The sequence below is a fragment of the Streptomyces sp. SirexAA-E genome, assembly GCF_000177195.2.
GTDB lineage: Bacteria > Actinomycetota > Actinomycetes > Streptomycetales > Streptomycetaceae > Streptomyces > Streptomyces flavovirens.
The window spans coordinates 4,676,741-4,696,128 of the sequence record NC_015953.1 but is presented as its reverse complement, the minus strand read 5'-3'; the positions used below and the strand labels follow the sequence as shown (position 1 = coordinate 4,696,128).

The following is a 19,388-nucleotide window of genomic DNA, read 5'->3' as shown; positions in this document are numbered from 1 at the left end:
CCCTCACTTGTTCTTGTCTTCGTCGAGGCTGTAGCTGCCCTCGCCGGGACGCAGGGTGGTCGGGCTGTTCTCGGGCAGCAGGGCCAGACGCACGTGTTCGGCGAAGGACTCGGCGTAGGCGACGCGCTGGGCGTCGGTGGTGTTGAGGGCGAAGGTGATCGGAACCGCCTCGGTCAGGCCGCTGCCGCGCTGGTCCTTCTTGGGTTCCAGGGCCGTCAGCTCGCCCACGTCGATGACCTTGGCGTTGGGGACGATGACGCGGGAGGTGGCCTTCTCGCCCTCGTTCTCCCCCGCGAAGGTGGCGAAGATGTTGACGAGGTTGCCGGGCCGGATCTTGCCCGCCACCCCGGTCGCCGCGTCGATCATGATCGCTATCTCCTGCTCACCGTTCTCCACCCTGGGGCGCTTGACGAGCATGTCGTCCTGGAGGAGCGACCCGGCGTGGAGCCGGGTGACGGCGATCTTGCCGTTGATGACCGCGAGGTCGGTGACGGCGTTCCTGGACAGCCAGCGCTTGGGCATCGTGACCTTCTCGAACTGCCCCGGTTCGAGGGTGGTGTACGGAGCCACGTCCGTCTTCACCTGGTAGGCGGCGACCTCGGGACCCACCTTCGCGTTGACGTCACTGATCACCGACAGCACACCGGCGAACGCGCCGAAGGCGCACAGAACCGACAGGAGCAGCAGGATGACGCCGCGGCGTTGCCGTGAATTCATGAGCGGAGCAACCTCGTTGGGAGATATGGGCCGATGGGTGTGCGGGGGTCGTAAGGCACCGGTGCTGTCGGGAACCGGTGCGGCGGGACGCGGGGACGTCGGCTTTCCGTGTCGGGGCCGCTGCTTTCGCCGTTCGGGAATCGCGGCCGGAAGGTGCGACGCGGTCGTCAGCCGCTCTGCCGGACGGCTGTTCCTCGGGTCAGGACACCTGAAGTGTGCCTTTGGTTCTCCTGCGTGCGCAGCGGAACGGAACACAACCCGCAGCGGTCACCGAGGAGTTCATTGCCGCACCAGGTGCACACCTCCCGGCGGACCGAGGAGACCAGCTGGTAGACGACCGAGATGTCGGGCAGAAAGGCGGCGAATTCGATCATCTTCCCCGTGCCCCACCAGCCGGGTGAATCCGCCGGAAGGGCCGCCTCGTGCACGGCCTGGACCTGCCAGGCGGGCGCGATGGTCTCCGTCACCCAGTCCGACTGGAGCTGCCCCTTGGCGACCAGCAGATGGGTCGCGAAGTCCGGCCCGGCCAGCTCCCCCGTACCCACCTTGATCAGCTGTGGGCGGGGGTTGGCCAGCACCGCGAACTGCGAGCCCGGCACCCATGACCTGGCGTGCGTCTTGAGGCTGACGGGGACCCGGTCGAGCTTGGTGACCGAGTTCAGCAGGGCGCCGGTGTGGATGTAGTGGGTCAGCAGCCTGGCGGCGGACGCCACGACGCCGGCGCTGAAGTCGCAGATGGACAACTGCCGCAGCTGGCGCACCAGGACGCCCACGGCCAACGGCGGGAGGTCCACCTTGAGCAGGGCGATCCGGTCGCTCTCCAGCACCGAACGGATGGTGTGCAGCCGCCGTTCGTGGGCCGGGGCGATGTTGGCCGGATAGACGGCGATGACGTATCCGTGCTGGTCCAGCAGTAATTGCATGTCGGACAGCGCCAGGTCCAGCGTCTGGTCGCCCGGCGCCTGGAGGACCACGGCCGGTGGCGTCTGCTGGTCCGTGGGCGGTAGGACCAGGTCGGCGCTGGTCACTGCTATAGCGGTCGGCACGCTGTTCCCCGTTCGGCTCCGGCCGCCGCCTGCCGTCGGCCGCAATCGCTCCTGCTCCGTGCTCCTGCACTTTATCCAGCTACCCGGATGCAGAGAACACCTCGCAGTCCCCAGTAAGACAGGCCACGGCACTTCCGCACAGGGCCTGTTGTCCGCGAATCGGCCAGGTTTCCCGCTTGTTGAATTCCATAGCAGTCGGAGGTTTAATCGCGGACTTTCCGGATCGGCCTGATCGAGTTCCCGTTTTCCCACGTCAGCACGGTGAGAGCGCTCCACCATTTCCCCTCCTGGGGCATCTGTTCGGGCCCAGATGGCGCTGTGGGCCCGGATTGGGGCCCCAGGGCCCACGCCCCGCCCCGTCCCTCTCCGTAGTCTCCGGGTCCGGCCGGCGGTGGCAGCCGGGCGCGAAGGGAGCTCTGCGAATGGATCAGATCGGGCGAATACCGCCGGTCGCCGGGCGCCGGGGCGGCAGGGAATGGTACGGCCTGCCGTTCGACGACCGCGGCGCCACCGCCACCGAGTACGTCGGCGTGGTCGTGGTGGTCACCTCGATCGTGGGCGCCCTGACGGCGACCGGCGTCGGCGGGCGTATCGCCGAACGCTTCCGGTGCGCGGTCACCTTCGGCGACTGCGGCGGCGGCCGGGACACCGCCGCGCCCCGCACGGACGCCGACTACGAACCGCCGCTCTGCCAGCTCTCCTCCGTCTCGGACAAGGCCGGCGCCAAGGGCAGGGTGCTGTTCGTCGAGTGGGGCGAGGAGTACGGCTTCCAGCAGCAGACCTTCCGGTCCAGGACGGACATGAACGGGGACGGCACGGTCGACGAGAAGGACCAGCGGATCACCATGACCTTCACCGACGCCGCCTCCGTCGCCGCCAGGAAGGACTGGAAGCCCGGCGCCGAGGTCGGCCGGTTCGGCGCGGACAAGGTGGAGCTCGGGGCCGGCATCAAGGTCACCGACGGCGACACCTGGGTCTTCGCGAGCGAGGAGGAGGCCAAGGCCTTCCGCGACGACATCGAGCTGCTCAGGACCTACGAGCTGACGAACCGTCACTCCGGCGCACAGGGCGGCGGACTCGGCAACGGCATCCTCGCCCTCTTCGGCAAGGGGCCCATAGCCGAGGAGGACAGGCTCCGCGAGAGCATCGACGAGAAGCTCGGCGACCGGCACATCAGCTACGGCAAGGTCGGGCTGGAGGCCAGCGCCTCGGCCGGCATCAAGATCGGCGCCGGCGACGAGAAGAAGCTCGGCGCGGCCCTCGGCGGCAACTTCAGGTTCTCCCCCGAGGTGACCTGGACGGACAACGACTTCGCGGGCACCAAGGCGTACACCTACTCGGCGGCGGTCGAGTACGGGACCAAGGCGTCCTACGAGGCCGGGCCGTTCGGCGGCGACGCCTCGGCCTCCACCACCCGGACCGGGTCCATCACCGTCACCCACGACAAGAAGACCGGCGAGCTCCTGCGGATCGACATGACCCGCACCGTGGAGAAGGGCGGCACCAGGGACGGAGTCAGGGCCGGCGTGGACAACGGCGCGTCCGGTGACGGCAAGCGGGGCGGCGGCGGCAGCGTCAAGGGCGGCGACACGGAGAGCGGCATCGAGGTGGTGACCGACTCCGTCGTCCTGAAACCGGGCCCCGAGGGGGACGCCGACCGCCGGACCGCACAGGAGTGGCTGGACGGTGGCGGGCAGTACGGCATGCCCTTCGGCTACATGTTCGGCGACCGCGCCCCGACGACGCGGCCCGGCGCGGACGACCCGTTCGGGCAGCTGCTCTTCGACTCCGGGCTCTCCAGCCGGACGACGTACACCGGCCGGACCGAGGCCGCCGAGTACGGGTTCGAACTGAACCTGGGGCTGAGCGTCGGGTTCTCGGTGTCCACGGAGAAGAAGGAGGAGACGCTGGACGGCGCGGAGTTCCTCGGGGCGCCGAACGGGGGCAGCCGTGCGTACGTCCCGTACACCTACTGTGCCGACTGATCACCGCCGACAGGAGCGACCAGCCATGAACAGCACCGGAATCCGGCCCGGACACCCCCGTACGCGGGGCGTGCGACGCCCTCTCGCCGCCGCCTGCGTCCTCCTCGCCGTCGGGCTCATCGCGGCGGGCTGCGCAGACGACGAGGCCGCCGGCCAGGCGCCCGAGGGGTGGGGCGAGCTGACCACCGCGTCCGTCTCCGTCGCCCACCCGCCCTCCTTCCGCGCCCGGAGCGACGCCGAGCGCGACCGGCACAACGCGGCCGAGGCCAGGCTGACCGAGGACGGCCGCACGGTGGGCACGCTCACCGTGCAGCTGGACTTCACCGACGCGGACTCGGCCGAGCAGGCCGCGATCGGCGCCGAGGCGGGCGTCGCCCTCGGATCGAGGCTGACGAAGCAGTCGGACGTGCGGGTCGAGGGCCCCGAGGACGTACGGGACGCCAAGCGCGTCGACTTCGAGTTCACCTCGGGCGGCGAGGGTGACAACCCGCCGAAGGGCACCCGGGTCTCCGGTGTGATCATCACGGGTCTGGACACGCACCGCAAGACCTACGCGGTCCGTATCGACGCCGCCGAGGGGGCGCTTCCGGCGGCGGACCTGGACCGGATCGTCGAGAGCGTCACGGTGCGGTAGCCGCCCGGACGTCACGGTGCGGTAGCCGCCCGGAGCCGGACCGGCCGCCGCCCCTCACCCGCCGACACGGAGGCAGACCCGCATGACCCGCTACGGCCACCCCGGGGGCCCCGCCCGCCGCGACGACGAGCCGGGCGCCGCGCTGTTCGCCCTGGCCCGCGCCTGGGCCGCCGGCATCGTCGTGCTGGTCGCGACCGAGTACGTCCAGGCGACCGTGGTGTACGAGCACGTGGCGACCCCGGAGCGGATGGAGACGTTCGGCGGGCGGCTGCTGCTGATCCACATACCCGACGCGGTGTGCCTGGCGCTCGCGACGTGGGCCGCCTGCCGTGCGCACCGCGAGCCGTTCCGCCGTTCACCGCCCCGGCACCTGGCCGCCGCCGTAGCCGTACCGGTCGCGGCCCAGCTCCTGAACATGGCCGTCCAGTGGGAACACCTGGCCGCCGAGGGACTGCTCATGTCCAACGTGGTGACGGCCGTGGGATGCGCGGCGGGGTACCTGGTGTCGCGCCTGCGGGACGACGTCTGAGGCCCCCTCGCGGGCGCCGTCCTCGCGAAAGCTGACGCCAGAGGTCTTGACAACTCGATTGGTCTGGACCAGTTTATGCGCCAACGGTGGCCACCGTTCCCCCGCCCGCACTCCCCGACTCCCCCACCGGAGGCAGCAAGTGGAACGCTCCGCAGGCAGCAGACCCAGAAGACGTCGCTCGCGTCCCGTCCTCGGCGGAGCCGTGGCCGCCCTCGCGGCCGGCGCCCTGACCGTGACCGGTCTGGTCGGCACCGCACAGGCGGCCGACATCAACGTCGCCAAGAACGCCGGGTTCGAGAGCGGCCTCAGCGGCTGGACCTGTACCGGCGGCAGCGGCGCCACCGTCTCCTCCCCCGTGCACGGCGGCTCCGCCGCCCTCAAGGCCACCCCGAGCGGCCAGGACAACGCGAAGTGCACCCAGACCGTGGCCGTGAAGCCCAACTCCACCTATGCGCTCAGTTCCTGGGTGCAGGGCGGGTACGCCTACCTCGGGGCGAGCGGCACCGGCACCACCGACGTCTCCACCTGGACCCCCGGCAGCACCGGCTGGACCCAGCTGCGCACGAGCTTCACCACCGGCCCGTCCACCACCTCGGTGCAGGTCTACACCCACGGCTGGTACGGCCAGGCGGCCTACTACGCGGACGACGTCGCGGTCACCGGACCCGACGGCGGCGGCGGTACGGAGGAGCCCGGCCCGGCGATCCCCGGCGCCCCCGCCGGTCTGGCCGTCGGCACCACCACGTCCTCCTCGGTGGCCCTGTCGTGGAACGCGGTCTCCGGCGCCACCGGCTACACCGTCTACCGGGACGGCACCAAGGCGACCACCACCACCGGCACCTCCGCGACGGTGAGCGGCCTGGCCGCCGACACCGCGTACCAGTTCTCGGTGAGCGCCACCAACGCCGCCGGTGAGTCCGTCAGGTCGGCGACCGTGAGCGGACGTACGGCCAAGAAGGACGAGACCGGCCCGGGCCCCTCGACCTCCGTGCCCAAGCACGCCGTGACCGGCTACTGGCAGAACTTCAACAACGGCGCGGCCGTCCAGAAGCTCAGCGACGTGCCCGCGAACTACGACATCATCGCCGTCTCCTTCGCGGACGCCGCCGGTACCCCGGGTGCCGTCACCTTCAACCTCGACTCGGCGGGCCTGAACGGCTACACCGTCGCCCAGTTCAAGGCCGACATCAAGGCCAAGCAGGCCGCGGGCAAGAACGTCATCATCTCCGTCGGCGGCGAGAAGGGCACCGTCTCGGTCAACAGCGACGCCTCGGCGAACGCGTTCGCGGACTCGCTGTACACGCTGATCCAGGAGTACGGCTTCAACGGCGTCGACATCGACCTGGAGAACGGCCTCAACTCCACCTACATGACGAAGGCCCTGCGGTCGCTGTCCTCGAAGGTGGGCTCCGGTCTCGTCATCACGATGGCGCCGCAGACGATCGACATGCAGTCGACGTCGGGTGAGTACTTCAAGACGGCGCTCAACATCAAGGACATCCTGACCGTCGTCAACATGCAGTACTACAACAGCGGTTCGATGCTGGGCTGCGACGGCAAGGTCTACTCGCAGGGCTCGGTGGACTTCCTCACCGCGCTCGCCTGCATCCAGTTGGAGGGCGGCCTCGCCCCGTCCCAGGTCGGCCTCGGTGTGCCCGCCTCCACCCGCGGCGCGGGCAGCGGCTACGTCGCCCCGTCGGTCGTGAACGCGGCCCTGGACTGCCTGGCCAAGGGCACCGGCTGCGGTTCCTTCAAGCCGTCCAGGACGTACCCGGACATCCGTGGTGCGATGACCTGGTCGACGAACTGGGACGCCACGGCGGGCAACGCCTGGTCCAACGCGGTCGGCCCGCACGTCCACGGCCTTCCGTAACCCCTCCCACCCCGATGACCCGCAGCGCCGCCGCTCCCCCGGCGGCGCTGTCGGCGTCCCGGGCCCGTGCCGCCCACGTCACCAGGGCAGGTCGCGGACCTGCTCGACGCACAGCACGAGGAACAGCAGGCCGGCGGCGCCGAGCATGCCGTTGCTGAGCCAGCTGTTGCGCCACCGGGCGGGTGTGCGCGAGGAGTTGAGCAGCCAGAGCAGGGTCACGGACAGGAACGGCATGAAGAACGCGCCGAGCACTCCGTACCCGATGACCAGACCGAACGGCTCGTCCAGCCAGAGCAGGGCCATCGGCGGGAAGGTCAGCCAGAGCAGGTACCCCCGGAACGCCACGGAGCGCTCCTGCCGGCTGACCGCCGCCCTGCCCGCCGGCTCTTGGCCCTCGGCGCGCCGTCCCGCCCGCATCCGCTCGACGAAGTCGGCGAACATCAGGCTGACCCCGTGCCACACGCCGATGAGCGACGAGAACGAGGTGGCGAAGAAGCCCACCAGGAACAGCTTCGCGGTGGCCGTGCCGAAGCGCTCCTCCAGGACCAGCCCGAGGTCGATCAGCCCCCGGTCCCCCGTGCTGAGAGCGATGCTCGACGAGTGCAGCAGTTCGGCGCCGACGACGAGCATCGCGACGACGAAGATGCCGGTGGTGAGGTAGGCGATCCGGTTGTCGATCCGCATCACCTTCATCCAGGTGGAGTCGGACCAGCCCTTGGCGTTGACCCAGTAGCCGTACGCCGCCATCGTGATCGTCCCGCCGACGCCGCCGATCAGCCCCAGGGTGTAGACGAGCGAGCCGTCCGGGAGCACGGGCAGCAGCCCCGCGAAGGACGCCCCGAGGTCCGGCACCACCCGGACCGCCACGTAGACCACGACGACGAACATCACGCCGACCATGACCGTCATGACCTTCTCGAAGACGGCGTACCGGTTGAACCAGACGAAGACGAGGCCGACGAGGCCGGTGACGATCGCCCAGGTCTTCAGCCCGGGGCCGTCCGGGAAGAGCGCCACGACGGGCAGGGCGCTGGAGGACATCGCCGTGGCGCCGTACACGAAGCCCCAGATGACGACGTACACCGCGAAGTATCCGGTGGTCCAGCCGCCGAGGGAGCGCCAGCCGTCGAAGAGCGTGCGGCCGGTCGCGAGGTGCCAGCGGCCCACCGCCTCGGCGAGCGAGATCTTGACCAGGCAGCCGATGACGGCCGCCCACATGAGGGTGTAGCCGAACTCGCTCCCCGCGATGAGCGTCGCGACCAGGTCCCCGGCGCCGACCCCGGTCGCGGCGACGACGATGCCGGGGCCGATATAGGTCCAGCTGGACCTGCGCGCCCCTGCCGGGGGCGGCCCGGCCGCCTCCGCGACGGGCTCCGCGTCCGGGCCCGGCTCCGCGTCGGGACCCGTACCTGTGGTTCCGCTTGTCTCCGCCATGCCGATCAACGAAGCGCAAAGCGGGCCTGCGCACAAGAGGGCGCGTCACGGCCGTGCCGGGGCGGCGCCGCGATGAGGCGCCGCCCCGGCCCGGCCCGAACGGGTCCCTAGATCACCAGGCTCAGCGCCGCCGCGACCACGAACCCGGCGACCGACAGGACCGTTTCGAGGACCGTCCACGACTTCAGGGTGTCGCGTTCGGAGATGCCGAAGTACTTCGAGACCATCCAGAAGCCGCCGTCGTTGACGTGCGAGGCGAAGATCGAGCCCGCCGAGATCGCCATGATGATCAGCGCCAGGTGCCCCTGTGACATGTCCTGGCCCTCGACCAGCGGGAGGACGATGCCGGCGGTGGTGACGATCGCGACCGTCGCCGAGCCCTGCGCGACCCGCAGCACGACGGAGATCAGCCAGGCGAGCAGGATGACCGGCAGGCCGACGTCGTTGAAGGTGTCGGCGAGCGCGTCCGCGATGCCGCTCCCCTTGAGGACGGCGCCGAAGATGCCGCCCGCACCGACCACCAGCAGGATGTTGCCGACCGGCTTGAGCGAGGCCGTGGAGACCGCTTCGAGGGACTTGCGGGACCAGCCGCGCCGGATCCCCAGCAGGTAGTACGCCAGCAGCAGGGCGATCGTCAGGGCGACGAACGGGTTGCCGAAGAACTCGATGACCGAGCGGAGCGTGGAGGGGTCGAGCGCGATCGAGGAGAAGGTCGCCGCGAGGATCAGCACCAGCGGGGTACCGATGATGGCGAGCACGGTGCCCAGCGCGACGGGCTTCTCGTGCGGGGTGACCCCGGCGGCACGCTGCTCGGCGACGACCGCGGCCTTCGACTCGGCGGCGGCCTCGACCATGTCCTGCGGTACGTCGACGAAGATCCGCTTGCCGATCCAGGCGGCGTAGGCCCAGGCGGCGAGGACCGACGGGATGCCGACGAGGGCGCCCATCAGGATGACCCAGCCCAGCGAGACGTCGAACAGTCCGGCGGCGGCGACCGGCCCGGGGTGCGGGGGCAGGAACGCGTGGGTCATGGAGAGGCCGGCCAGCAGCGGCATCGCGTACAGGAGGATCGATTTGCCGGACCGTTTGGCGGCGGCGTAGACGATCGGCGCGAGGACGAAGATGCCGACGTCGAAGAAGACCGGGATTCCGAAGATGAGGCCGGTGAGCCCCATGGCGAGCGGGGCTCGCTTCTCCCCGAAGAGGTTCAGCAGGCGGGTGCTCAGCACCTCGGCGCCGCCGGAGACCTCCAGGATCGCGCCGAGCATCGTGCCCAGCCCGATGATGATCGCGACATGGCCGAGGATGCCGCCCATGCCGGACTCGATGACGGAGACCGCCGCGGATTTCTGGACCGTGCCGAAGAGTTCGGTGACGGAGAGCCCGGCACCCAGGCCGACGGCTATGGAGACGGCGAGCAGCGCGACGAACGGCTGGAGCCTGACCTTGATGATCAGGACGAGCAGGAGGGCGATGCCGAGGACGGCGACGGTCAGCAGACCCGCCGTGCCGTCGATGAACAGGAGCAGTCCACCGGTGTGCGGTGGCGCCTCGGGGGTGGCCGGTGCGGCGACTGGGAGCATGATCGGTCAACTCCGGTGAGGGTTTCGGGGCAGGGGGGACCGCGGCACGGCGCTCCCGTGCGACGGGGTCGGGGCGCCGTGCCGTGAGGCGGGGTGGGGTGCTGCGAGGGGTGGGGCAAGCGGCTCAGGGGGTCGGAGGGTGCGGGGACCAGAAGGGCGCGGCCCGGGGGCCGGGTGTCGCGGTCAGCCGAGGACGGCGAGGGCGTCGATCTCGATGAGCAGGCCCTTGGGCAGGCCCACGTAGACCGTCGTACGGGCGGCGGCGGGTGCGGTGAGGTGCTGCTGCTCGAAGTACTCGTTGTAGATCGCGTTCATCTCGGCGAAGTGGTCGACGTCCGTGAGGTAGACGCGCATCATCATCACGTCGTCCCAGCTCGCGCCGCCCTCTTCCAGGATCGCCTTGACGTTGGCGAAGGTCTGGAGGGTCTGCTCGCGCAGGGTGGGGCCGGCCGGGGTGGGTGCCTGGCCCTCGACGGCGGGCAGGAAACCGACCTGGCCGGCGACCTGGAGGATGTTGCCCTTCTTCACGCCGTGCGAGAACTTCGCGGGCGGCGTGGTGTGGGTGCTGGGGGTGAGAGCGGTCTTCTCGGTCATGGCGGTTCAGGCTTTCTTCGCGTGGGTGGTACCGGAGTACTCCCGGCTGATGGCGTCGGCGGTGCGGCGCACCAGCGGGAGCAGGGTGAGGAGTTCCTCGGCGGTGACGACCACGTTCGGTGCGGACACCGACATGGCGGCGACGACCCGCCCGTCGGCGCCCCGGACGGGGGCGCCGACGCAGTTGATGGACTCCTCGTGGCCGCCGAGGTCGGTGGCCCATCCCTGTTCGCGTACGACGGCGAGTTCCTTGAGGAAGGCACCGGCGTTGGGGGTCGAACGGGACGTGTACAGGGGGTAGTCGAGGCGTTCGGCGATCACGCGCCGCTCGGGCTCGGTCAGATCGGCGAGGAGGAGCTTGGCGACCGCGGCGACGGTGATCGCGACGGGTTTGCCGATCCGCGAGTACATCCTGACCGGGTAGCGGCTCTCGACCTTGTCGATGTAGAGGACCTCGTTCTCCTCGTACACGGCGAGGTGGACGGTGTGCCCGCACTGCTCGTTGAGTTCGACGAGGTGGGTGTGGGCGATCTCGCGTACGTCGAGGTTCTCGACGGCTTCCTGGGCGAGGGCGAAGAGCCGGGCGCCGAGCCGGTAGCGCTGGTCCTCCTGGCGGTAGACGAGCCCGTGCTCGTGGAGCGTACGCAGCAGGCGCAGTGCCGTGGACTTGTGGACGCCGAGCCGTTCGGCGACCTGGCCGAGGTCGGCGGGGCCCTGGGCGAGCAGCGGCAGGATGCTCAGCGCGCGGTCGACGGTCTGGCTCATGTGACTGGTACCTCCTCGTTCGCCCCGTCGTCCGTCCAGCCGGGGCCGAGACGAAGTGTGCCCCAGGCGGTGTCGTCCAGGGCCACGAGGCGGTCGGCGTGCGGGCGGGAGGGGGGTGCGGTGAGGTCGCCGGGGACGGTGAGGACGGCGGCGGCCATCAGGTGCCCGTGGCGGGCCCGGTCGCGTACGGGCAGGCCGCGCAGGGTGGCGGAGAGGAATCCGGCGGCGAACGCGTCCCCGGCGCCGACGGGTGCGACGACGTCCACGTGGAGGGCGGGGACCTCGGTGACGGTGTCCTGCCGTCCGGGGCCGGTGCGGGAGTAGACGGTGGCACCGTCCGCGCCGCGCTTGACGACGAGGACGTCCGGTTCGGGCAGCGCCGCGCGGATCGCCTCGGTGCCGTGCACGCCCCAGGCCGACGCCGCCTCGTCTTCCCCGGCGAAGACGAGGTCGCAGCGGCGGGCGAGGTCCAGCAGCACCTTCGGCCCCCGGTCGCCGTTCCGCCACAGGCCGGGCCGGTGGTTGACGTCGAAGGAGACCAGGGGGCGGCCGGGGCGGGGGGCGGTGAGTGCGTGGAGGAGGGCCAGGCAGTCGGCGGAGAGCGCGGCGGTGATGCCGGACAGGTGCAGGACGCGGCCGCCGAGCAGGGCGTCGTGGGGGACGTTGTGCGGGGACATCGCGGAGGCGGCGGACCCGGCGCGGTAGTAGGCCACTTCGTGGACGTCGGTGTCCCGGTCCGTCGCCGTGCGGAAGTAGATGCCGGTGGGCCGGTCCGGGTCGCGGCGTACGGCGGAGGTGTCGACCCCGTACGCGGCGACGGCCTCGACGAGGTGGTCGCCGAAACCGTCGGCGCCGACCCGGCTGACCCACTTCACGCGGTGTCCGGCGGCGGCCAGCGCACAGGCGACGTTGGACTCGGCGCCGCCGATGCCGCGGGAGAAGGCGGGGACGTCGGCGAGGCGGCCGGGCCGCGAGGGCAGGAACGTCACCATGGACTCACCGAGGCAGACGACGTCCGTGTCCACGGCGGGTGTCCTGGCTGCGGATCCGGGCACTGCGGGCTCCTCCTGGTCGGCCGTGGGCGCCGGTGGGGACCATTGACCCGGCATCGGCTCGGATGTTAGACAGCGTCAAGCGATATACGCAATGCCCGTTGCACATGATGCAACACCCGATCTCCGAGGAGGCTCCCTTGGCCGCCGAGCAGCAGCCCCCAGGCCCGTCCGCCGGACCGTCCGCGGGCCGGACCACCGACGGGGCCGTCGCGGCGCTCGCCGACGAGCGCGTCGACCACCGCTTCAAGGCGCTGCCGCCGGACGCCGAGGGCCTGACCGTCGGCGCCCTGGCCGCCGAGCGCCGCAACCTCTTCACCGGCGGGTTCACCACCCCGGTGCTGGCACTGTCCGCCGAGTCCGTCGAGGCCAACCTCGCCCTCCTGGAGACGTACGCCGAGCGGCACGGGCTGGCCTTCGCCCCGCACGGCAAGACGTCGATGTCCCCGCAGCTCTTCGCCCGCCAGCTGGAGCACGGCGCCTGGGGCATCACGGCCGCCGTCCCCCACCAGGCGCGGGTCTACCGGGCCCACGGCATCCGCCGGATCTTCCTGGCCAACGAGGTCGTCGACCCGGTCGCGCTGCGCTGGCTGGCCGGTGAGCTGGACGCCGACGCGGACTTCGCCTTCGCCTGCTACGTCGACTCGGTGCGCGGTGTCGAGCTGATGGACGAGGCCCTGCGCGCGGCCGGGGCCTCACGCCCGGTCGACGTCGTCGTGGAGCTGGGCGCCGGGCAGGGTGCGCGCACCGGTGCCCGCACCGAGGAGGACTGCGCGGCGGTCGCCGACGCGGTGGCCGCCGTGTCCACGCTGCGCCTGGTGGGCGTCGCGGGGTACGAGGGCGAGGTGCCCGACGCCTCCCCCGAGCGCGTCCGCGACTGGCTGCGCCGACTCGTGGCGCTCGCCGCCTCCTTCGACGCGGCCGGCCGCTTCGACGCGCTCGCCGCAGGCGAGGAGATCCTGCTCAGCGCGGGCGGCAGCGCCTGGTTCGACGCGGTCGCCGAGGTCTTCGCGGACGTCCCCGCGCTGAGCCGCCCCGTGTGCAGGCTGCTGCGTTCGGGTGCGTACGTCAGCCACGACGACGGCCACTACCGCCACCTCACCCCCTTCAACCGCGTCCCCGAAGAGGGCACGCTGCGACCGGCGTTCCGGCTCTGGGCCCAGGTCGTGTCCCGGCCCACCCCGGAACAGGCCTTCGTCAACGCGGGCAAGCGCGACGCGGCCTACGACCTCGACCTCCCCGAGGCGCAGGCCGTCCGCTCCGCCCGCGACGGCTCCGTGCGCCCCGCCACCGGCATCACCGTCACCGGCCTCTCCGACCAGCACGGCTGGGTCCGCACGGACGCGGACGCCGAGCTGGAGGTCGGGGACTGGGTCGGCATGGGCCTCTCGCACCCCTGCACCTCCTTCGACAAGTGGCAGCTGATCCCGCTGGTCGAGGCGGACGGCACGGTCACCGACTACCTCCGCACCTTCTTCTGAGAGCTCCCCGAAAGGCGGGACACCCCATGGACCTGGTCATCCGCGACGCCCGCGTCGTCGACGGCTCCGGCGCGCCGTCCTACCGCGCCGACGTAGGCATCACGGACGGCCGGATCGCCGAGATCCGCCGGGAGGGCGACGGCCCGCGCCCCACCGCCGCCCGCACCCTGGACGCCGACGGGCTGGCGCTCTCCCCGGGCTTCACCGACATGCACGCGCACAGCGACCTGGCCCTGCTGCGCGACCCGGACCACAGCGCGAAGGCCGCCCAGGGCGTCACGCTGGAGGTCCTCGGCCAGGACGGGCTGTCCTACGCCCCGGCGGACGACCGCACCCTCGCGGAGGTGCGCCGCGCCATCGCCGGGTGGAACGGCGACGGCTCCGACATCGACTTCGACTGGCGCACCGTCGGCGGCTACCTGGACCGCCTCGACCGCAACTTCGACGGCCAGGGCATCGCGGTCAACGCCGCCTACCTCGTCCCGCAGGGCACCGTCCGGATGCTCGCGGTGGGCTGGGAGGACCGGCCGGCCACCGAGGCGGAACTGGTCCGGATGAAGGACCTGGTCGCCCAGGGCATGACGGAGGGCGCGGTCGGGATGTCCTCCGGGCTGACGTACACCCCCGGGATGTACGCGAACGACTCCGAACTCGCCGAGCTGTGCCGGGTGGTGGCCCGCTACGACGGCTACTACTGCCCGCACCACCGCTCCTACGGCGCCGGGGCACTGGCCGCGTACGAGGAGATGGTGCGGCTCACCCGCGACGCCGGCTGCGCCCTCCATCTCGCCCACGCCACCATGAACTTCGGCGTGAACGAGGGGAAGGCCCCCGACCTCCTCGCCCTCCTGGACGACGCCCTCGCGGCGGGCGCCGACATCTCGCTGGACACCTATCCGTACACCCCGGGCTGCACCACCCTCGTGGCGATGCTGCCGAGCTGGGCCGGGGAGGGCGGGCCCGCGTCGGTCCTGAACCGGCTCGCGGACGACGCGACCGCCGAGCGGATCCGGCACCACCTGGAGGTCGTGGGCTCGGACGGCTGCCACGGCGTCCCGATCGAGTGGGACACCATCGAGATCTCGGGCACCGGCTCCCCGGAACTGGCCGGCTACGTGGGCCGTACGGTCGCCGAGTCCGCCCGGGCCCACGGTGAGGCGCCGTGGGTGACGGCCCGTCGGCTGCTCACCGAGGACCGGCTCGGCACGACGATCCTCCAGCACGTCGGCCACGAGGAGAACGTCCGCCAGATCATGCGCCACCGGGTCCACACCGGCGGCAGCGACGGCATCCTCCAGGGAGACAAGCCCCACCCGCGCGCCTACGGCACCTTCCCGCAGTACCTCGGCCGGTACGTCAGGGAGCTGGGCATCCTCTCCCTGGAGGAGTGCGTCGCCCACCTCACCTCCCGCCCCGCCGCCCGCCTGCGCCTGGCGGACCGGGGGTACGTCCGCGAGGGCTACCGCGCCGACCTGGTCCTCTTCGACCCCGGCACGGTGGCGGCCGGCTCCACCTTCGACGAACCGCGCACCCTGCCGGTCGGCATCCCGCACGTCCTGATCGACGGCCGCTTCGTCATCGAGGACGGCCGGCGCACCTCCGTCCTCGCGGGCCGCGCGGTCCGGGGCCCCGGGCGGCCCGTACGGCCGTGATCCACGCCCCCGGCACAGCCCACGTCGGCGCGGCCCGTCCTCCTTGACGGATCGGCGCACAGCGTCGAATACGGGCACCTCGACACGCGGCGAGGTCCCGTAGCCGTCGTCGCACGCCTGCCGGACGGGACGGGACGGCGCTGGGTTCCCGAATGATGCTTGGCCGTCCTGCCTCCCAGCGGGCTATTTCTGCCGGTAGCAAGCCGATTCGACGGTGACCTCCAAGAGGTCCGGCGCATTTCCGATTTCGCTCGCCTCATGCAACCGTACGTCGACTGCGAATTCGCCCCCCTTGGACTCCGCGACGATCTGCGGGCTCTTGACCTTGCTGCCGTCCACGCCGTCCTGGACGATCTTCCAACCCTCTTTCGGGAGCTCGGCCCGCAGGCGATCCATACCCTTTTCCATATCCACGAAAGGGGTCTTATAGATACTCCAGGGGTGCCGTGCGCGGTAGACCTCCTCGTCGGGGTCGTAGTCCGAGCAACGCACCGTCATCGCACCGGTATCCGTGACCTCCCCCTTCACGTCGAGGATATCGAGAATCCGGCTGGACACCCTTTCGACGCCCGCCCTCACAGTATCGCCGTCCCGCGTTTCCACCGCCGCCTCTTTTCCATTCGAGCACGCTACTGCCAGCATGCACGTCGCAATAATGAACCCGGTTTTCAAGATTCGCCTATTCAAGTTGCACCTTGTCATATTGACCGGCGATGACGGCCCCCTGATTGCGTATACTGTCGGACTCGCCGTCGAAGAATCCGGTGTGTCCGCCGGAGTCACTCTCCATGATGTTCCCACCGAAGGATTCATCAGTGGGAATGATCCCGTTGTCACCGAGCCCCATCAGGCGGCCGCCCTGCCTGACCACCTGATCGTCCCAAGGGGCGCCCATGGCCCACACGTGGTCGGCTCCGACACCCAGGTCCGCCGCGTGATCGGCTTGGACGCCAGGACTGCCCGCGAAGACGAAGTCATTGGCGACCGCAGGGTCCTTCCAACTCCCCGACTGTGCTGAAACGCCGACCACCGTGCTGCCGTAACTGTGCCCAATGACAGTGGTGTGTGCGCGAGTTCCGTCGGCAGCCTGCTGCGCAGCCGCGTTCCCCTGCAAGAATTCGTGGAGCCGCGGACCGCCCTCGGCCGCGTACTGCCCGCAGTCCTTTGCAGGCGCACGTCCTGATCGACGGCCGCTTCGTCATCGAGGACGGCCGGCGCACCTCCGTCCTCGCGGGCCGCGCGGTCCGGAGCCCCGGGCGGCCCGTACGGCCGTGATCCACGCCCCCGGCACAGCCCACGTCGGCGCGGCGCGGTGATCCGGCCGGGCGCCCGCGCCGTTCTGCCGGTGGTGAAGAACGGCCCGGTCCGGGCCGGGCCTCACTACAGTCCCCTGCCATGACGACGGTCACCACACGCACGGTCACCTACCCGGCCGACGGCCTGACGATGGTCGGACACCTGGCGCTCCCCGCCGGTGCCGACCGTCGGCCGGCGGTCCTGCTCGGGCCCGAGGGTCCGGGGCTGAACGACTTCCAGCGCCGCCGCGCCGACGCCCTGGCCGAACTGGGGTACGTCGCGCTGGCCTTCGACCTCCACGGCGGGCGATGGTTCACCGATCCGCAGGAGATGCTGGCGCGCGTGACCCCGCTGCTCGCCGACGCCGACCGGATGCGGGACATCGGCCACGCGGCACTCGACGTGCTGCGCGCCGAACCACGGACCGACCCCGGCCGGATCGCCGCCGTCGGCTACGGCACCGGGGGCGTGATCGCAATGGAGCTCGGGCGCGACGGCGTCGACCTGCGGGCGATCGCGACGGTCAACGGACTGATCACGGGGCGGCCGGGCGAGGCCGCGCGCATCCGTTGTCCCGTGTGGGCCGGGGTCGGGTCGGAGGACCCGATCATGCCCGCCGCGCGACGGGACGCCTTCGCCGCCGAGATGCAGGCGGCGGGCGTCGACTGGCGCCTCGTGGTCTACGGCGGAGCCCTGCACGCCTTCCACCACCCGTCCGTCGACCAGGCCGTGCTCCCCGGTGTCGGCCACCACCCGCGGCACGCGGAGCGAGCCTGGCGCGACGTCGTCGACCTGCTCGCCGAGTGCCTTCCCGTGACGGAGTGACGCGCGGGCCCGCCCGGTCCGTCGAGGGCTCGGAGCGGACCGGTGCGCCCGGTGCGCCCGGTGCGCCCGGTCAGGGCCCGGGGCAGCTCCCCCCGCACGCGTCCGCCGTCAGGGAGGCCGTCGCGGGGCAGGGCGTCTCAGAGTGCCTGGTGGTCCTCTCCGGTCGCCTTGTCGGGCACCAGGGCGAGGCTGACGATGTGGCGGATGCGGCCGTCGCCGGGGGCGTGTCCCGTGCGGCGGGCGACCAGTTCCTCCAGTTCCTCCACCAGCCCGGGGAACTCCTCGGGGGTCACCCATACCGCTCCCTGCCGGTAGAGGACGCCCTCGTGCGCGGGGTCGGCGTCGTCGCGGGTGAGGTAGCGGTCGAGGTCGGCCATCATCGCCCCGGTGAAGACGGTGAACGCCTGCCGGTGGTCGTCCTTGGTCATGCCCGCGCGGGCTTCCTCGTCGACGAGGGCCTCGTCCTGCCGGACCCGATAGCTGCGTTCGACCGTCCCGCGTACGGGTCTTTCATGGACCACTTCCAGGATCCCGGCCTGGGTGAGGGTCGCGACGTGCCGGTACATGCTCGCGGGCGAGACGTCCGGAAGGCGTTCCCGCAGCTGGGCGGTGGTCAGTTCGCCGGCGCCGACCAGGGTCTGGAGGATGCGCATCCGGACCGGGTGCAGGAGGAGATTCACGGTTGCCATACGTCCATGATCTCACATCTGATAACGTTCTCGTAGTTGAGAACGAACGGCGTCCCCAGCGGCACCTCCGGCGACGCGCGAAACGAAAGAGGCCGAGTCTTGCCCGACATCGACATGACGGTCCCCGCGGACGACGGGACCTCGCTGGCCGGCACCCTGACGCTGCCGGCAGGCCCCGGACCGCACCCGGCCGTCCTGCTGCTGCACGGCTCCGGCCCGCTGGACCGCGACGGCAACGCCCCGAAGCTCAGGGTGAACCTGGCGCGGCCGGTGGCCGAGGCCCTCGCGGCCCGGGGGATCGCCACCTTGCGCTACGACCGGCGCGGGGTCGGCGCCACACCCGGCGACTGGCGGACCGCCGGGTTCACCGACAACCGCCGGGACGCCGCGGCGGCCGTGCGCGCCCTGGCCGACCGGGCCGACGTCCGCGCGGACGCGATAGGCGTGATAGGCCACAGCGAGGGCTCCCTGCACGCCATGGCCCTGGGATCCCGCACGGACGTACGGGCGGTGGTGCTGCTGGCCGGCTTCGCCGACGTGGGCGAAGGCGCCTTCCGGTGGCAGGGCCGCTCGATCGTGTCGAGCATGCCCGCCCCCGTCCGGCTGCTGCGCCGGCCGCTGGCGGGACTGGGCGGCCGGATCCTCGCCCGGGTGAAGAAGACCCGGACGGACGTGGCGCGGGTGGCCGGAACCAAGGTCAACGCCCGCTGGCTGCGGGAGATGCTCGTCCATGACACCCGGGACGACCTCGCCGCCATCAGCGCCTCGGTCCTCGCCGTCACCGGCGCCAAGGACCTCCAGGTCGACCCGGACGCCCTGGAGGACATCGCCCGTCTGGTCCCCGGCGGCGCGCAGACGCACCGCGTCGACGACCTCACCCACGTCCTGCGACGCGACACCGGACGCCCCACGATGAGCCACTACCGCCGCCTGCTGCGCGAACCGGTCGACCCCGGCCTGCTCGACCTCGTCGCCGAGTGGCTCACCCGCCACCTGGACGCGGCGGCCTGTGAGACGCCCGCCGAAGAGCGGCTCGCCTCCTCCTCCTGACCCTCCGGCACCCGCGGCCCCCGGGCGCACATCCCCGGCCGGAACAGCACGCACGCGCGACGGACACCGCGCCGCACCCCCGCCGCCCGGCCGCCCCGGCACGGACCCCGGGCCGCGCACGCCGCCACCACCCGGCACGGCACACCGCCGAGCAGCACGCCGCCCCGGCGCGGTCCCGCGCCG

At 71.6% G+C, this 19,388-nt stretch carries 18 protein-coding genes; 8 read left to right on the top strand and 10 right to left on the bottom strand.

Translation table 11 applies throughout. From position 1 onward, the window contains the following. Nucleotides 1-3: 3 nt before the first annotated feature. Together cpaB and SACTE_RS21120 are read right to left on the bottom strand one after the other, a co-directional pair. On the bottom strand, nucleotides 4-717 hold the full coding sequence (gene cpaB, locus SACTE_RS21125; RefSeq protein WP_014048047.1) for a Flp pilus assembly protein CpaB: 714 nt from the start codon (nucleotides 715-717) through the stop codon (nucleotides 4-6). A 167-nt stretch (nucleotides 718-884) separates the two neighbouring features. Further along, a complete protein-coding gene (locus SACTE_RS21120; protein ID WP_019993814.1) occupies nucleotides 885-1,745 on the bottom strand; it encodes a hypothetical protein in 861 nt (286 codons plus the stop codon). 440 nt (nucleotides 1,746-2,185) lie between these two features. On the opposite strand from SACTE_RS21120, the gene SACTE_RS21115 reads away from it, so the two are divergent. The 4 genes from SACTE_RS21115 (at nucleotide 2,186) to SACTE_RS21100 (ending at nucleotide 6,784) form a co-directional block, all read left to right on the top strand. Beyond that, nucleotides 2,186-3,748, top strand: coding sequence for a hypothetical protein (locus SACTE_RS21115; protein ID WP_014048045.1), 1,563 nt, complete (start codon nucleotides 2,186-2,188; stop codon nucleotides 3,746-3,748). Nucleotides 3,749-3,773: 25 nt separating this feature from the next. Then, complete coding sequence (locus SACTE_RS21110) at nucleotides 3,774-4,382, top strand: hypothetical protein (protein ID WP_014048044.1); 609 nt, start codon at nucleotides 3,774-3,776, stop codon at nucleotides 4,380-4,382. An 82-nt stretch (nucleotides 4,383-4,464) separates the two neighbouring features. Next, nucleotides 4,465-4,911, top strand: a complete 447-nt coding sequence (locus tag SACTE_RS21105; RefSeq protein ID WP_014048043.1) for a hypothetical protein — start codon at nucleotides 4,465-4,467, stop codon at nucleotides 4,909-4,911. 139 nt (nucleotides 4,912-5,050) lie between these two features. Then, the gene (locus tag SACTE_RS21100; RefSeq protein ID WP_309251015.1) at nucleotides 5,051-6,784 is read left to right on the top strand and encodes a glycoside hydrolase family 18 protein; all 1,734 of its coding nucleotides are present in this window, start codon (nucleotides 5,051-5,053) and stop codon (nucleotides 6,782-6,784) included. A 78-nt stretch (nucleotides 6,785-6,862) separates the two neighbouring features. Here SACTE_RS21100 and SACTE_RS21095 read toward each other — a convergent pair whose 3' ends face one another. From SACTE_RS21095 to SACTE_RS21075, 5 genes are all read right to left on the bottom strand, one after another. Then, nucleotides 6,863-8,218, bottom strand: coding sequence for an Nramp family divalent metal transporter (locus SACTE_RS21095; protein ID WP_014048041.1), 1,356 nt, complete (start codon nucleotides 8,216-8,218; stop codon nucleotides 6,863-6,865). A gap of 107 nt (nucleotides 8,219-8,325) precedes the next feature. After that, the gene (locus SACTE_RS21090; protein WP_014048040.1) at nucleotides 8,326-9,801 is read right to left on the bottom strand and encodes a gluconate:H+ symporter; all 1,476 of its coding nucleotides are present in this window, start codon (nucleotides 9,799-9,801) and stop codon (nucleotides 8,326-8,328) included. 183 nt (nucleotides 9,802-9,984) lie between these two features. After that, nucleotides 9,985-10,395, bottom strand: a complete 411-nt coding sequence (locus SACTE_RS21085) for a RidA family protein (RefSeq protein ID WP_014048039.1) — start codon at nucleotides 10,393-10,395, stop codon at nucleotides 9,985-9,987. 6 nt (nucleotides 10,396-10,401) lie between these two features. Further along, complete coding sequence (locus SACTE_RS21080; protein ID WP_014048038.1) at nucleotides 10,402-11,160, bottom strand: IclR family transcriptional regulator; 759 nt, start codon at nucleotides 11,158-11,160, stop codon at nucleotides 10,402-10,404. Further along, the gene (locus tag SACTE_RS21075) at nucleotides 11,157-12,215 is read right to left on the bottom strand and encodes a sugar kinase (RefSeq protein ID WP_014048037.1); all 1,059 of its coding nucleotides are present in this window, start codon (nucleotides 12,213-12,215) and stop codon (nucleotides 11,157-11,159) included. The genes SACTE_RS21080 and SACTE_RS21075 overlap by 4 nt, the downstream gene beginning before the upstream one ends. Nucleotides 12,216-12,322: 107 nt before the next feature. Between SACTE_RS21075 and SACTE_RS21070 the strand changes: the two genes are divergently transcribed. Then, nucleotides 12,323-13,693 (top strand): alanine racemase, encoded by a 1,371-nt coding sequence (locus tag SACTE_RS21070; RefSeq protein ID WP_176724340.1) that lies wholly within the window; start codon nucleotides 12,323-12,325, stop codon nucleotides 13,691-13,693. Nucleotides 13,694-13,719: 26 nt separating this feature from the next. Continuing rightward, nucleotides 13,720-15,345: a D-aminoacylase gene (locus SACTE_RS21065; protein ID WP_014048035.1), complete on the top strand. Its 1,626-nt coding sequence runs from the start codon at nucleotides 13,720-13,722 to the stop codon at nucleotides 15,343-15,345. A gap of 183 nt (nucleotides 15,346-15,528) precedes the next feature. Here SACTE_RS21065 and SACTE_RS21060 read toward each other — a convergent pair whose 3' ends face one another. Both SACTE_RS21060 and SACTE_RS21055 read right to left on the bottom strand, forming a co-directional pair. Continuing rightward, nucleotides 15,529-15,987 carry a hypothetical protein gene (locus SACTE_RS21060; protein ID WP_202435154.1) on the bottom strand — a complete coding sequence of 153 codons (459 nt, stop codon included), beginning with the start codon at nucleotides 15,985-15,987 and terminating at the stop codon, nucleotides 15,529-15,531. A gap of 37 nt (nucleotides 15,988-16,024) precedes the next feature. Further along, a complete protein-coding gene (locus SACTE_RS21055) occupies nucleotides 16,025-16,459 on the bottom strand; it encodes an alpha/beta hydrolase (RefSeq protein ID WP_019993816.1) in 435 nt (144 codons plus the stop codon). Between the two features lie 281 nt (nucleotides 16,460-16,740). On the opposite strand from SACTE_RS21055, the gene SACTE_RS21050 reads away from it, so the two are divergent. Continuing rightward, on the top strand, nucleotides 16,741-17,466 hold the full coding sequence (locus SACTE_RS21050; protein ID WP_014048033.1) for a dienelactone hydrolase family protein: 726 nt from the start codon (nucleotides 16,741-16,743) through the stop codon (nucleotides 17,464-17,466). A gap of 137 nt (nucleotides 17,467-17,603) precedes the next feature. Here SACTE_RS21050 and SACTE_RS21045 read toward each other — a convergent pair whose 3' ends face one another. Beyond that, complete coding sequence (locus SACTE_RS21045) at nucleotides 17,604-18,155, bottom strand: helix-turn-helix domain-containing protein (RefSeq protein WP_014048032.1); 552 nt, start codon at nucleotides 18,153-18,155, stop codon at nucleotides 17,604-17,606. A 99-nt stretch (nucleotides 18,156-18,254) separates the two neighbouring features. On the opposite strand from SACTE_RS21045, the gene SACTE_RS21040 reads away from it, so the two are divergent. Then, nucleotides 18,255-19,205, top strand: a complete 951-nt coding sequence (locus SACTE_RS21040) for an alpha/beta fold hydrolase (protein ID WP_019993819.1) — start codon at nucleotides 18,255-18,257, stop codon at nucleotides 19,203-19,205. The last annotated feature ends 183 nt before the right edge of the window (nucleotides 19,206-19,388 follow it).